The 13,896-nt window shown below is 70.3% G+C and carries 12 protein-coding genes, 1 tRNA gene and 1 riboswitch; of the genes, 8 read left to right on the plus strand and 5 right to left on the minus strand.

What is annotated here, in order from left to right:
• Nucleotides 1–196 precede the first annotated feature (196 nt).
• Complete coding sequence (locus ACZ7L9_RS10140; RefSeq protein WP_471414077.1) at nucleotides 197–568, plus strand: YciI family protein; 372 nt, start codon at nucleotides 197–199, stop codon at nucleotides 566–568.
• Nucleotides 565–1,809: an RNA polymerase sigma factor gene (locus tag ACZ7L9_RS10145; protein WP_471414079.1), complete on the plus strand. Its 1,245-nt coding sequence runs from the start codon at nucleotides 565–567 to the stop codon at nucleotides 1,807–1,809. Before ACZ7L9_RS10140 ends, ACZ7L9_RS10145 begins: the two co-directional genes overlap by 4 nt.
• 119 nt (nucleotides 1,810–1,928) lie before the next feature.
• Here ACZ7L9_RS10145 and ACZ7L9_RS10150 read toward each other — a convergent pair whose 3' ends face one another.
• Both ACZ7L9_RS10150 and ACZ7L9_RS10155 read right to left on the minus strand, forming a co-directional pair.
• Nucleotides 1,929–2,807 carry a COG4705 family protein gene (locus tag ACZ7L9_RS10150; RefSeq protein ID WP_471414080.1) on the minus strand — a complete coding sequence of 293 codons (879 nt, stop codon included), beginning with the start codon at nucleotides 2,805–2,807 and terminating at the stop codon, nucleotides 1,929–1,931.
• A gap of 400 nt (nucleotides 2,808–3,207) precedes the next feature.
• Nucleotides 3,208–3,618, minus strand: a complete 411-nt coding sequence (locus ACZ7L9_RS10155) for an SHOCT domain-containing protein (RefSeq protein WP_471414081.1) — start codon at nucleotides 3,616–3,618, stop codon at nucleotides 3,208–3,210.
• Nucleotides 3,619–3,892: 274 nt separating this feature from the next.
• Here ACZ7L9_RS10155 and ACZ7L9_RS10160 point away from each other — a divergent pair, with 274 nt between their 5' ends.
• The 6 genes from ACZ7L9_RS10160 to ACZ7L9_RS10185 all read left to right on the plus strand — a co-directional run bounded on the left by ACZ7L9_RS10160 (nucleotide 3,893) and on the right by ACZ7L9_RS10185 (nucleotide 9,773).
• Nucleotides 3,893–4,114: a hypothetical protein gene (locus ACZ7L9_RS10160; protein ID WP_471414084.1), complete on the plus strand. Its 222-nt coding sequence runs from the start codon at nucleotides 3,893–3,895 to the stop codon at nucleotides 4,112–4,114.
• A 54-nt stretch (nucleotides 4,115–4,168) separates the two neighbouring features.
• A complete protein-coding gene (locus ACZ7L9_RS10165; RefSeq protein WP_471414086.1) occupies nucleotides 4,169–5,368 on the plus strand; it encodes an SPFH domain-containing protein in 1,200 nt (399 codons plus the stop codon).
• Nucleotides 5,369–5,493: 125 nt separating this feature from the next.
• A tRNA-Met gene (locus ACZ7L9_RS10170) sits at nucleotides 5,494–5,567 on the plus strand.
• Nucleotides 5,568–5,782: 215 nt separating this feature from the next.
• Nucleotides 5,783–6,943: a PP2C family protein-serine/threonine phosphatase gene (locus ACZ7L9_RS10175; protein ID WP_471414087.1), complete on the plus strand. Its 1,161-nt coding sequence runs from the start codon at nucleotides 5,783–5,785 to the stop codon at nucleotides 6,941–6,943.
• A gap of 280 nt (nucleotides 6,944–7,223) precedes the next feature.
• Nucleotides 7,224–7,376: riboswitch (cyclic di-AMP (ydaO/yuaA leader) on the plus strand.
• 11 nt (nucleotides 7,377–7,387) lie between these two features.
• Nucleotides 7,388–8,638, plus strand: coding sequence for a M23 family metallopeptidase (locus ACZ7L9_RS10180; RefSeq protein WP_471414088.1), 1,251 nt, complete (start codon nucleotides 7,388–7,390; stop codon nucleotides 8,636–8,638).
• Between the two features lie 190 nt (nucleotides 8,639–8,828).
• A complete protein-coding gene (locus tag ACZ7L9_RS10185; protein WP_471414090.1) occupies nucleotides 8,829–9,773 on the plus strand; it encodes an aldo/keto reductase in 945 nt (314 codons plus the stop codon).
• Between the two features lie 57 nt (nucleotides 9,774–9,830).
• Here the strand turns inward: ACZ7L9_RS10185 and ACZ7L9_RS10190 are convergent, their stop codons facing one another.
• From ACZ7L9_RS10190 to lhgO, 3 genes are all read right to left on the minus strand, one after another.
• On the minus strand, nucleotides 9,831–11,429 hold the full coding sequence (locus ACZ7L9_RS10190; RefSeq protein WP_471414091.1) for a PrsW family intramembrane metalloprotease: 1,599 nt from the start codon (nucleotides 11,427–11,429) through the stop codon (nucleotides 9,831–9,833).
• 84 nt (nucleotides 11,430–11,513) lie between these two features.
• The gene (trmB, locus tag ACZ7L9_RS10195) at nucleotides 11,514–12,434 is read right to left on the minus strand and encodes a tRNA (guanosine(46)-N7)-methyltransferase TrmB (RefSeq protein ID WP_471414092.1); all 921 of its coding nucleotides are present in this window, start codon (nucleotides 12,432–12,434) and stop codon (nucleotides 11,514–11,516) included.
• A complete protein-coding gene (gene lhgO / locus ACZ7L9_RS10200; protein WP_471414093.1) occupies nucleotides 12,427–13,683 on the minus strand; it encodes an L-2-hydroxyglutarate oxidase in 1,257 nt (418 codons plus the stop codon). The genes trmB and lhgO overlap by 8 nt, the downstream gene beginning before the upstream one ends.
• Nucleotides 13,684–13,896 lie beyond the last annotated feature (213 nt).

Raw genomic sequence — 13,896 nt, forward strand, 5'->3', positions numbered from 1 at the left:
TGACATCGGTACGGACGGACATCTCTCGCATCTGCCACGGTGGGGTGTCACCAGAAATGACGACCTCGTGGTCCGGGCGATTCGACGGCGAAAATCTCATGCGAAAGTTCTGGCGGGGATGTCAAGACGGCGGCGGCGGCTCCGACCAACTGGTCGAAGGGCCCGACGGGGGCTCGCGAACCACGAGGAGTACGAGATGCAGTTCCTGATCAGCATGCATATCAACCCGGCAGTGCTGGACGCGCTGACCGACGAGGAGAAGGCGGCGATCGGCGAAGGCCACGGCAGGTTCATCGAGGCGCTGAAGGCGTCCGGCGAGCTGATCACCACGCAGGCGCTGGTCGACCCGTCACAGGCCGCTGTGGTGTCCGTACGCAACGGCCAGCCGGTGGTGACCGACGGACCCTTCCTGGAGGCCAAGGAGTACCTGGGCGGCTTCTACCTGATCGACTGCGAGAACAAGGAGCGGGCGATCGAGCTGGCAGCGCAGATCCCGGACACCGCGATCGAGGGCCTGGGTGTCGAGGTGCGGCAGGTGATGTTCGCTGACGGACAATTGGAGGCATGACAGCACCGGCCATCGAGGACCTGCTGCGTGAGCTCACGCCGCAGGTCCTCGGCGCGTTGGTACGCCGACACGGCCGGTTCGAAGGGTGTGAGGACGCCGTGCAGGAGGCCGTCCTAGCCGCCACCGTGCAGTGGCCGGCCGAGGGGGTACCGAACAACCCGCGCGGTTGGCTGGTGACTGTCGCGTCCCGGCGGCTCATCGACCAGATGCGCAGCGACCACGCGCGCCGCGAGCGGGAGTCGGCGACGGCCGCCGAGGTGGTGCCCGAGGACGTACCGGACACCGACGACACGCTCGTCCTGCTGTTCCTGTGCTGCCATCCGACGCTGACCGCGGCCTCCCAGACCGCCCTGACGCTGCGGGCGGTCGGCGGCCTGACCACTGCCGAGATCGCCCGCGCGTTCCTGGTGCCGGAGGCCACGATGGCGGCCAGGATCAGCCGGGCCAAGCAGCACATCAAGGCCGCCGGCAGCTCGTTCACCCTGCCGGACGGCGCGGAGCGCGAGGAGCGGCTACGGGTCGTCCTGCACGTGCTCTACCTGATCTTCAACGAGGGCTACACCGCCTCCTCGGGCAGCGAGCTGCACCGCGCCGACCTTGCGCACGAGGCGATCCGGCTGGCCAGGACGGTGCACGCGCAGCTGCCCGAGGACGGCGAGGTGACCGGGCTGCTCGCACTGATGCTGCTGACCCACGCCCGCCGGGAGGCACGCACGACGGCGGTCGGCGACCTGGTGCCGCTGGACGAGCAGGACCGTACGAAGTGGGACCGCGGGCTGATCGACGAGGGCATCGAGCTGGTCAGGGCGTCGCTGGCCGGCCCGACGCTGGGGCCTTACCAGCTGCAGGCCGCCATCGCCGCCACACACGCCGACGCGGCCACGGCCGAGGAGACCAACTGGCCGCAGGTGCACGCCCTTTACCTGATCCTGGAACGGATCGCGCCCAACCCGATGGTCACCCTCAACCGGGCGATCGCGCTTGCCGAGACCGCGGGCCCGGCGGCCGGGCTGGCCCTGCTGTCCACATTGGACGGTGACGAGCGGATGGCCGGGCATCACCGGCTGCTGTCCGTACGGGCGCACCTGCTGGAGGAGACCGGCGACACAGCCGGGGCGTACGAGCACTACCGGCGCGCCGCGAGGTCCACCGCCAGCATCGCCGAGCAGCGCTACCTGGAGTCCCGGGCCGGCCGGGTGACACGCCTTGCACCACAGGCGTCGCGATCAGTACACGCGTGAAGACGCGGGGCGCGGGCTCGGGCCCAGGCGTGACCAGCGGCGGAATCGGGCAAGCGTGCGCGGTTCTGGCCCGGCCGGCCCGACGGACACGTTTGGTGACGGGCGCACACGCGACGTGGTTACGACGGCTGGGCGTCGCGCCCGTCCCGGTGGAGGGTGTTCTTGCGCTCCTGCGCGTTGGCGTAGGCCATGAGGCCGAGGAGGACGACCAGGAGTACGGCCGAAGAGCCCGGTGTGCCGAGATCGAGGCCGCCCTTGGCGGCAGGCTTCGTGAGGAAGTCACCGGCGGTGGCACCCAGGGGGCGGGTGAGGACGAAGGCGATCCAGAACAGCGCGACGTTCGGGACGGCCGGCACCCGCATCAGGGCGGCCAGCACGGCCAGCAGCGCTGTGACGAGGAGGGCGCCGCCGGCGTAGCCGAGGCCGGAGCTGTCGGAGAGGAAGTCGCCCATGGACGTGCCCAGTGTGTTCGACACCAGGATCGCGGACCAGAAGAGGGCCTCGCCGCGGAAGGTGACGATGTCGCGGATGGCGAAGGTCTGCCCGGTGAGCTTCCAGATGATGAAGATGGCGATCAGCAGGGAGATGAGAATGGCGGCGCCCGCCGGGTATCCCAGGCCCAGGCCCTGCGGGCCCCAGCCCAGCGAGGTCGTGCCCGGCGTGAGGTAATCGGTACTGGCGTCGCGGTTCATGAAGTCCGACATGGTCGTGCCGGCCATGCTCGTGGACAGGATGACCGTCCAGTAGAAGAACGGGTTGTAGCGCATGGACCGCAGCTGCACGACCAGCGTCACCACGAACACCAGGAACAGCGCGATCGTGGTGAGGAAGTAGCCCAGTTGCAGCGTCTGGGAGAACAGATCTCCGGCCGTCTCACCGAGGGTGGTAGCGGCGATCTTCATGATCCAGAAGGCCAGGGTGACTTCAGGGAGTTTCTTCATCACGTACTGGCGCTCACTGGTGACATCCGTCGCGGTGAGGAATTCCGACTGTCCCAAAGCGCACTCCTGGTTGACCGTTCGGCGCTTCACCGCGTGGGCAGCAAGCGATCCGTTGTTGTGTGACAGTGGTGAACGGCGTCAGGCGCCCGGCGCGCACCCGACCGCACCTGCGGGCGGCCTTTCGCCGCATCCCTGTGCCTTCGCAACGTAGACCGTCTACACCGACGTAGACGCGACGACACCCCCGTCCGCATCGGCGCCGTGAAGCGGAAAGCGGGCGGACCGGGGTCGTCGACGGGCTTCAGGGCGGCTTCGAGGAGGTCGGGGTCGCCCCTCCAGCACCACACGACGCCGCACATCCTCTGCCCCTGGATCTCCTCCGGGAACGGGGGACCGGGCGGCACGGTGAGCGCGGCATACGCGTCGCGGCTGGGGGCGGATGTGGAGCCGGGCGGGCTCAGACGAGGAGCTTGGTCTTCGCCCGCTGGTACTCCTCCTCGGTGATGGCACCCCGGTCCTTGAGCTCGGCGAGTTTCGCCAGGTCGTCGACGTGCTTGCCCTCGCTCGGGACGTTCGCGTCGGATCTGCCGGCGGCCTCCCGTACGTACGCCTTGAAAGCGGCGTCGCGTTCCTGCGCTTCCTTGATCTCCCGCTGTCCCATGGATTTGCCGCGCACGATCACGTACACCAGGACGCCGACGTACGGCAGCAGCAGCGCCACGATGAGCCAGCCGGCCTTGCCCCAGCCGCCGAGGTCGTCGCTGCGGAAGATGTCCCCGATGACCTTGAAGAGCAGGAACAGCCACATGATCCAGAGGAAGAACCAGAGCATGGTCCAGAAAAGGTCGAGCAGGGGGTACGGGTCCACGGTCGGCTCCCTGATCAGCGCGAGATTCATCGCGTCGACTGACTGAAGAACAAATCAGTCATATCACCACATATAGCGCCTTGCCTCCGGGGGTTCTCCGGGCTGTCCTTCGGGCCGACCTCCGTCGCTGTGCGGAGTACCGTGGAAACGTCGAGGGAGGCTTGGGGCGCTCAGGCCTCCAGGAGGCGGGGTCGCCTCGTGTTCATGAAGCGGCGTGAGAAGCGGCGTGAGCGGCGGTGTGAGCAGGCGTACGCATGGACGCTCGCGAGGGCGCATGCACACGGCTGATGAGTCCGCCCGGAGCCCGGTCGGGGCGATCGGCCGCGTCACCGTGCCGATTCCGCCCGGTGGCCCGGGCGAAGTACTGGTGGCCGTACGGGGTGGGTCGGAGGCGTACACCGCGTGGTCGGCGACGTCGATCGAGAGGGACGTGCGCGTCGTTGTCGTCGACTCGGTCTCGGCGCGCGGCGTGATCGTGGAACCCCTGCCGCCCTGAGCCGAAGCAGCGGTGCACCTACGTCGAGCAGAGACGCATGACAGGAGTCTTCCGATGTTCTTCTGGCACGTTCCCGCCCCCAACGAGGCGATGCTCATATCCGGTTCCAAGGGGCAGACGCTGGACACCCAGTTCCGGATCGTCACCGGCCACGGCAGTTTCGTGCTCCCGGTGAAACAGAAGGCGCGCATGCTCTCCCTGGCGCTGCGCGAGGCGGAGATCACCGAGGACTGCGTGACGCAGCAGGGCATCCGCCTCAACGTCCGGGCCGTCGCCGTCTTCAAGGTCGGCGACGATGCCATATCCATCGCCAACGCGGCGCGTCGCTTCCTGACCGAACAGGAGCAGATGGAGGAGCTCGTCGGCCGGATCTTCGCGGGCCACCTGCGTTCCATCGTCGGCGGCCTGACCGTGGAGCAGATCATCCGCGAGCGCAACCGGGTCTCCCAGGAGGTCATCGCGGGCAGCCACGGCGAGATGGAGAAGCTCGGCATCGTGGTGGACGCCCTCCAGATCCAGGAGATCGAGGACGCCACCGGCTACATCAACAACCTCGCCGCCCCGCATGCCGCCGCGGTCGCCAGCCAGGCCCGGATCGCCGAGGCCAAGGCCGACCAGGAGGCCAGCCAGCGTGAACAGCAGGCCGCCGCGCTCAAGGCGGAGTACGAACGTGACACCGCGATCAAGCGGGCCGGCTTCCGCGCCGAGACCGAGCAGTACAACGCCCGTGCCGCGCAGGCCGGACCGCTCGCCCAGGCCAGGGCTTCACACGAGGTCATCGAGGAGCAGACCGCGCTGGCCGAGCGGCAGGCCGCGCTCGCCGCGCAACGGCTCGAAGGGGAGGTACGGCGCCCGGCGGACGCCGAGGCCTACCGGCAGCGCACCCTCGCGGAGGCGGCCCGGGACCGGGTGAGGTTCGAGGCCGACGGCAACGCGTACGCCGAGCGGACCATCGCCCAGGCGCAGGCGGACGCCAACAGCGCGCGCGCCGCTTCGCTGCGCGACGGCAACCAGGAGCTCATCGCGGCCAACCGCATCATCGAGAACCTGCCCGCCCTGGCCGACGCGGCCGCCCGAGGCATGTCGGGGGCGGACCTGACCGTTCTGAACGGCACCGACGGCGTCAACGAGATGGCGGCGGGCGTGGTCGGTCAGGGGCTGGCGATTCTCCGCTCCCTGCAGCGCGGTGCGAATCCCATGAAGCCCCCGGCGGTCAACGGGAAGAACGCTCCCCGTATCACCGAGACGAATTGAGGCGGCGAGGCGGCGGGGGCGCATGGCCGGAGTACCGAGCGAGCGCAAAGCGGTCGGTGATTCGCTCAGTGATTCGCTCAGTGGTCATGAGCCCGCCGCGGATGCCGTACAGTTGTGTTCACCGACGCGGGGTGGAGCAGCTCGGTAGCTCGCTGGGCTCATAACCCAGAGGTCGCAGGTTCAAATCCTGTCCCCGCTACTGAAGACCCGGGCCCGGCACGCATGCAGCGTGCCGGGCCCGGGTCGTTCCAGCTGTGGGCCCCCGAGGGAGCAGGTCGGGCCGGTGTGTGAGCTACGCCACGTACATACCCCCATTGGCCGACGAGGAGTCGCCGCGCGACTCCGCTCCGGCGAGCCTGGGGGTGGGGCGCGGTACCGTCCGCAGCCGCGCGCGTACCGGGCAGGAGACCACAGGTGTGGAAGCGGCTGAAGGGGCGCGGCAGACATGCCGGGGACGGCACGCGTACCCGGCGGTTCGTCCGCGCGCTGCCCGCCCTGATGATCCTCGGCGGGCTGGCGTTCGATTTGTTCACCCCGCCGACGTTCACCGCCATTCCGCTGTTCGTGGCGGCGCCGCTGATCGCCGCGCCGTTCTTCTCGCTGTACAGGACCGTCTGCACCGCCATCGCCTCGATGCTGGCCGTGGTCGCGCTGCGGCTGTACAGCCACACGCTGCCGGACATCGTGCCGCTGATCGAGCTGCTCACCCTGGCCACCGTCTCGGTCCTCGCGGTCGTGATCAACGGCGTCGTGCGGCGCAGCAATGAGCAGCTGGCGTCCGCGCGGGTCATCGCGGAGACCGCCATGCGGGCGGTGCTGCCGAAGCCGTCCGACCGGATCGGCGGGCTGCATGTGGCGGCGCGGTACGAGGCGGCGCAGGCCGAGGAGTTCGTCGGCGGTGACCTGTTCGCCGTGACGGATTCCCCGTACGGGGTGCGGTTGGTGGTCGGGGACGTACGGGGGAAGGGGCTCGACGCCGTGGAGTCGGTGGCGGTGATCATCGGGGCGTTCCGGGAGGCAGCCGAGCAGGAGCGTTCGCTGGAGGGCGTGGCGCATCGGCTGGAGCGGGCGCTGGCGCGGGAGGGGACGCGGCGGGGCGGGCTCGACGCGGTCGAGGGCTTCGTCACCGCCGTGCTGGCCGAGATCCCGGCCGGGCTGCCCCGGGTGCGGATCGTCAACCGCGGCCACCCCGAGCCGATCCTGCTGCATCCGGACGGGGCGCTGGAGGTGCTGGGGCCCACGGTGCCTGCGCTGCCGCTCGGGATGGACCTGGGGGCGTGGCCCGACCGGTCGGACGAGTGGGATCTGCCGGCGGGGACGACCCTGCTCCTGTACACGGACGGCCTCTCCGAGGCGCGGAACGCCGACGGGGTCTTCTACGACCCGGCGGCCCGGCTGCGGGGGCGGATCTTCCCGGGGCCCGAGGAGCTGCTGTCCGCGCTGACCGATGACGTGCGGCTGTACACGGAGGGTGAGACGACCGACGACATGGCGCTGCTCGCGGTCCTACGTCCCGGGGAGGGGCAGCCGGGCCGGCGCAGGACTGTGAAGATCGTGGGTCTGAAAGGGGCGTGACGGATGAGGCGGGGGCTTCGTGCGAGCCGGGCGCGGACTTGAGCGAGGGATGCCACCGTACGTAACCGAAGCGCGCCGCTCCGCATAACATTTGACGCAACGTCAGAAACCGGGTGGTGGCTGAAGGTCGATCAACTCGTCCCATTCCACCCGGTTGTGCACCGTAAAGTCCAGGCCAAAGACGTGAACGATCACTGGGAACAGCTTGGAATCAGGCCCCGGTGTCTATTAACGTTCGATAACGCAGCGCGGTCGTCCCAGCCGCCGTCAGTGGCGGCACCGTGCGCGAGCGCCGAATTCCGCAAGGGAACCGGGGAACCACCTACATGGGGTGAATCGGACACCTGTGTCTCGTGAGAGGCGAAGGGGCCCGTAGGAGACCTTCCTGCTCCGAACCCGTCAGCTAACCCGGTAGGCGAGAAGGAAGGAAAGGAGTGCGCCCCCGTGGCGTCCAACAAGCCTGCCCCCGAGGCCCCCTCTCGGTTCAACCCCGACTTCGGTTCCGGTTACGGCGCTGACTTCGGATCCGGTTCCAATTCCGGCTTCGCTTCCGACTCCGGCTTCAACGCCGACTTCGGTTCCGGCTCCGACTACGGGACCGGTGGGACGGGAACGGCGTACGGCACCGAGCCGGGCGGCGACTTCGCCGGTGACTTCGGTGGCGAATTCCGCGCCGACGGCAACGGTGAGCCCGAACGCGGCTGGGACGAGTGGAACCCCACCGAGGAGTCCGTCCGCCCCGTACGCGGCAAGCACCGCGTCGCCAAGCAGCGCAACGGCCTTGCCCGTAGCTCCACGGTGCTCGGGGTCGGCGTCATCGCGGCGGTCGGCGCGGGCGGCATGGCCTCCGCGCAGAGCAAGCCGCCGGTGTCCATCTCCCTTCCCGATTCCATCGCGAACAACCTTCCCGACGCCAAGTCCCTTCCGGGCGTGGGTTCTCTGTTCTCCGGAGAGTCCGAAGCCGACAAGGCCGCTGTCGCCGCCGCTGCCGCACCGCTCACCACCGCCGGCCTCACCACCGCCGAGGCCGAGCAGGGCACCGCGGACGCGGGCGAGGCGCTCCGCGCGCGCATCCTCCAGCAGGCGGAGCAGCAGCAGGACGCCGCCGCCGCCGAGGCCAAGGCCGCCCAGGAGAAGGAGGCCGCGGAGAAGGCCGCTGCCGAGGCCAAGAAGCAGCAGGACGCGGCCAAGAAGCAGCAGGAAGCGGCCGAGGCCAAGGCCGCCGCCGAAAAGAAGAAGGCGGAGGAAGAGGCCAAGAAGAAGGCCGAGGCCCTGCGGCTCGCCAAGCTCGCCGCCAGCTACGCCATCCCGACCTCCTCGTACACGATCACCTCGACCTTCGGCCAAGCCGGCACGATGTGGTCCTCCGGCTACCACACCGGCCTCGACTTCGCGGCGCCGACGGGTACGCCGATCAAGGCCATACACGGCGGCACCATCAAGTCGGCCGGCTGGTCCGGTTCGTACGGCTACCGCACGGTGCTGGAGCTCGACGACGGTACGGAGCTGTGGTTCTGCCACCAGTCCTCGATCGGCGTGAGCGTCGGGCAGAAGGTCACCACAGGTGAGACCATCGGCCGGGTCGGCGCGACCGGCAACGTGACGGGCCCGCACCTCCACCTGGAGGTCCACACCCCCTCCGGTACGGGCATCGACCCGATGGCCTGGCTGCACGGCAAGGGCCTCAACCCCTGATCCGCAGACCGCCCTCCCGGTTCTCCAGGCCCGGGTGATCCGAGCGGTCCGCGTGATCCGGCGATCCCCGCGATCCGAGCCGGTTCGCCGGCCAGAACCCAGAACTCCGACAGCCCTGACGCTCACCCCCCGACGTCAGGGCTGCCGGTCTGTCGGAATAGCGGGCGTGCTGGAATCCGTTGATCCATTTATGACTTCTCTTCGTAAGCTGGGCCCTTCCGACCTCCAGGTCTTCCCGCTCGCCCTCGGCGGCAACGTCTTCGGCTGGACCGCCGACGAGGAGCATTCGTTCGCCGTGCTGGACGCCTACGCTGCGGCGGGCGGCAACTTCATCGACACCGCCGACGCCTACTCCGCCTGGATCCCGGGCAACGAGGGCGGCGAGTCGGAGACCGTCATCGGAAAGTGGCTCGCGGCCCGCTCCAACCGCTCCGACATGGTCGTCGCCACCAAGGTCGGCGCCCACCCCTCGTACAAGGGGCTCTCCGCCACGAACATCAAGGCCGCGGCCGAGGAGTCGCTGCGCCGGCTCGGCACCGACCACATCGATCTGTACTACACGCACTTCGATGACGAGACCGTCCCGGTCGAGGAGATCATCACTGCCCTCGACGAACTCGTGAAGGAGGGCAAGGTCCGGGAGATCGCCGCCTCCAACATCGGCCCCGAGCGGCTCCAGGCGTCCCTGGACTTCTCGGAGCGCGAGGGGCTGGCCCGGTACGTCGCCCTTCAGCCGCACTACAACCTGGTCTCGCGGGACACGTACGAGGGCGAGCTCCAGGACACGGCCGCCCGGGCCGGGCTCGCCGCCGTCCCGTACTTCGCTCTGGCCTCCGGCTTCCTCACCGGCAAGTACCGTCCGGGGGCTTCGGTGGAGAGCGCCCGCGCCGAGAAGGCCGGCGGGTACCTGGAGTCGGAGCGGGGGCAGAAGGTCCTGGACGCACTCGACAAGGTCGCCAAGGAGCACGACGCCGAGGTCGCGACCGTCGCACTGGCCTGGCTCGCGTCCCGACCGACGGTCGCCGCGCCGATCGCCTCGGCCCGTACGGTCGAGCAGCTGCCCGCGCTGGTGGCCGTCGCCGACCTCCGGCTGACCGAGCAGGAACTGGCGGAACTCACCGAGGCATCCGCCTGATCCAAGGACGCGGTGCGCCGGAGCCCTGACTGCTGAACCAGCCCGTCCGGGGACCGGCTACTGCGGCGGTAGCAGGTACGGATTGTGGCCCCTGTCGTACGGCTGGTACAGCGGTGGAATCCCCGGGACCGGGGACATGTACGGGGCGCGCAGGCGGCCCGTCGCCTGCGCGGCGTACGTCAGGGCGGGGGCGGCCACGTCCCTGCGTTGCCAGAGGTGGTGCAGCAGCTCCAGCTCGCGTTCGGCGAAGTCCGGGCCCGCGGCACCGCGGCGGGCCTGCCGGCGCAGCGAGGCCAGTGAGGTCGCGAACGATTCGTACTCGGCGACGGTGCGGGCGGCAGCCCTGCCGTGGGCCTTGGCCTGTGCTGTGGCATGGGCTCTGACCTGTGCCGACGGCCCGCGCCTCGGGGTATGCGCCGACGTGTATCCGGGCGCGTATCCCGGCCCGGGGCCTGGCCCGGGCCGGTATCCGGGGCCGTACGTCGGCCCGTATCCCGGCCCGTATGGCGGTGGCCAGGGTGCCGGTCCGTACGGGCTGCTCCAGCTTCCCCCGGCCGCGGCGGTGTGTCGTTGGCGTGCGGCGTCGCGGGCCATGCCGCGGGCCCGCATCGAGGAGAGGGCCAGCGGTTCGGCGGGGGTCAGCCAGCCGGCCGCCGCATAGGCGGGCAGCTCGGCGGAGAGCGTACGCAGCTCCCGCTGGCGCGACCAGATCGCCAGCCAGGTGACCAGGCCGAAGACCGGGACCATGAACACCCCGTACACGGCGTAGAAGCTGTACGGGCCGAAGGACGCCGACCCGTTCCACAGGGCGTGCATGCCCATGGCGAGGACGAGACCGAGCAACGGCAGCACGACGCGGCGGAACCGGCGGCGCCGCGCACTGACCGCGGCGAGCCCGAAGCCTATTCCGGTCAGCACCGTGAAGAGCGGATGCGCGAACGGCGACATCACCGCCCGCACGAAGAACGTCGCGGCGGTCACCGAGACGACGCCCGAAGTACCGATCTGCTGGTCCTCACCGAAGGCGTTGCCCAGGTACAGGATGTTCTCGGTGAACGCGAAGCCGCTCGCGGTGAAGCCGGCCACGACGATGCCGTCGACGATCCCGTTGAACTCCCGTTTTCGGAACAGGAAGATGAGCAGGACGGCCGCGGCCTTGGCGCTCTCCTCGATGACCGGTGCTATGACCGTGGCTCCGAGCGTGTCGGCGTTCGACGGGTCGGCGGTGGCCGTGGCTATCCAGCGGGTCGCGAACGAATTCGCCAGGATCGCGACCAGGGCAGCCGCGAACGCGCCCCAGGCGAAGGCGAACAACAGATTCCGCCACGACGCCGGTTCGACCCGGTCCAGCCAGCGGAACGCCGCCATGAGGAGCGGTACGGGCAGCACGGCGAGACCCAGACCGACGAGAAACCCCTCGGTGCCCGTCTGATCGCGGACCAGGGCCAGGATCGCCAGTCCGCACAGCGTGAGCACCGTGCACACGACCGCGATGCGGAACGTCCTGCTGCGCCACACCATGCCGACGCGGCGCGGCCGGTAACGCCAGTGCCTGCGCTCCGGCACGGCAGCCAGGATCTCGCCGACCCGCTGCTCCTCCAGAAGCGGGACGGCCGGCTGTGACTGCCGCTGCTGGACAGACCCGTCGGAGACCACCCACTGACCCTAACGAGCAGCACTGACACCTGGCCATGGGGCGCCGGGTCCGGAAGGTTCCGTCTCCGGCTCAATACGCGGGTCTCAGCGGCGGGCGAAGAGCAGGTCGTGCACGACGTGGCCCTTGTCGAGGCCCTGTCCCTCGAACCGGGTCAGCGGCCGGAACGCCGGTCGCGGCGCGTAGCCGCCGTCCGACTGGGTGTTCTCGAACAGCGGGTGCGCGGTCAGCACCTCCAGCATCTGCTCGGCGTACGGCTCCCAGTCGGTCGCGCAGTGGATCACGGCCCCCGGCTTCAGCCGTTGCGCCGCCAGATCGAGGAACTCGGGCTGGATCAGCCGCCGCTTGTGATGGCGCTTCTTGGGCCAGGGATCGGGGAAGTACACCCGCAGCCCGTCCAGCGAGTCCGGCTTCAGCATCTCGCGCAGCAGGATGATCGCGTCACCATTGGCGACCCGGATGTTGGACAGTCCGTTCCGGTCCGCGAGTCCGAGCAGATTGCCCTGGCCGGGAGTGTGCACATCCACGGCGAGAATGCCCGTGCCCGGGTCGTCGGCCGCCATCTGCGCGGTCGCCTCACCCATGCCGAAACCGATCTCCAGCACGACCGGGAGCCCGTCGAACAGCTCGGGCAGATCGAGGACGCGCTGTCCGTCGATGTCCAGGCCCCACTGCGGCCAGAGCCGCAGCAGCGCGTCCTCCTGGCCGGGCGTGACGCGGCTGCGGCGCGGCTGGAAGCTGCGGATCCGGCGCTCGTGGTGCGATCCGGCCGGATCGATGGCGGGTCCGCCGGGGAAGCGCGGCTCCTGGCGCAGCCTGCGCTGCCGCTCGAAGGAGGCGGCGCGCAGATCGTCCGGAATCCCGGCAGCCGGGGCGGAGGGGCTCTGGGCCGAGGACACGGCGCCCGTCCCGGCTGCGGCGCTGTTCGGCTCGGCCACGGCCTCGCCGACTGCCGGGGCGGAAGGGTTCGCGGAGTGATCTGCGGAGGGGTTCAAGGGCTCAGACACAATGCCCCGATTCTACGGCGGGCGGCTTCCACCCCGTCCCCCCTGCCCGGAGCAGCGCCCTGCGTGCCACCTCCCGCCCGATGGGCAGGGAGGCCGTCGCGGCGGGCGACGGAGCATTCAGCACATGGACGGTGTGCGGTGCCTCGCGGATCAGGAAGTCGTCGACCAGGGTGCCGTCCCGGAGCACGGCCTGGGCCCTGACCCCGGCCGGGGCCGGCCGCAGATCGGCCTCCGTGACCTCGGGCAGCAGCCGCTGCACGGCTGTCGTGAACGCGCGCTTCGACAGCGAACGGTGCACCTCGCCCGCCCCGTACCGCCAGTGACTGCGCGCGATCCGCCAGGTGCCCGGCCAGGTCAGGGTGTCCGCCAGCTCACGGGGGTGTACGACGGGCCAGCCGTACCCCTCACGGGCCAGCGCCGGCACCGCGTTCGGCCCGACGTGGACGCTGCCGTCGTGGCCCCGGGTCAGATGCACGCCGAGGAACGGGAACGCCGGATCGGGCACCGGATAGACCAGGCCGTGCACCAGCTCCGGCCGCGCCAGCTCGTAGTACTCCCCACGGAAGGGCACGATCCGCACCCCCGGGTCGTCGCCCGCGAGCCGCGCCACCCGGTCGCAGTGCAGCCCCGCGCAGTTGACCAGGACCCGGGCCCGCACCACCGGGCCGTCCGCCGTACGCACCGCCACACCCCAGGGGCGGCGGTCGATCGCGGTGACCTCCGCCCCGTAACGGATCACCCCGCCCGCCCCGCTCACCTCGGCGGCGAACCGCGCCGCGACCGCCCCGAAGTCGCACACCCCGGTCGTCCCGACGCGGATCGCGGCGAGCCCGCGCACCTGTGGCTCGTACTCCGCGATCTGGGCGGGCCCCAGCTCACGCACCGGCAGCCCGTGCTGCCGGCCGCGCTGGACCAGGGCGTGCAGCCGGGGCAGCTCGGACCGCTCGGTCGCGACGATCAGCTTGCCGGTCACCGCGTGCGCGATGCCGTGCTCGGCGCAGAAGTCGACCATCTCCGCGGCGCCGCGCACGGCGTAGCGGGCCTTGAGCGAACCCGGGCGGTAGTAGATGCCGCTGTGGATCACTCCGCTGTTGCGCCCGGTCTGGTGACGGGCGGGGCCCGACTCCTTCTCCAGGACCGTCACCCGCGTGCCCGGAGCGGTGCGCGTGATCGCATACGCCGTCGACAGGCCGACGATCCCGCCGCCGATCACCAGCACATCGCAGTCGTACGCCGCGTGCGTCATCATCACGCCACCTCCCACCCCGATAGTGCACTGACCCACTGACAACGCACTCAAACCAGCGCGGCCCAGCGTGGCGCCGGATCTTTACGCCCGGCGGCGACCGGGTGGCGCACCGGATGCCGCCCGGACACTGTTCGGATGCCGCAAGGACGTCGTGGCGATGCCGCGCGGAGGTATGCGGGGGAGGTGTGGGGGCCGCTCGTCCGGGTCGGTACG

It is taken from the genome of Streptomyces sp. NPDC111516, from assembly GCF_055635345.1.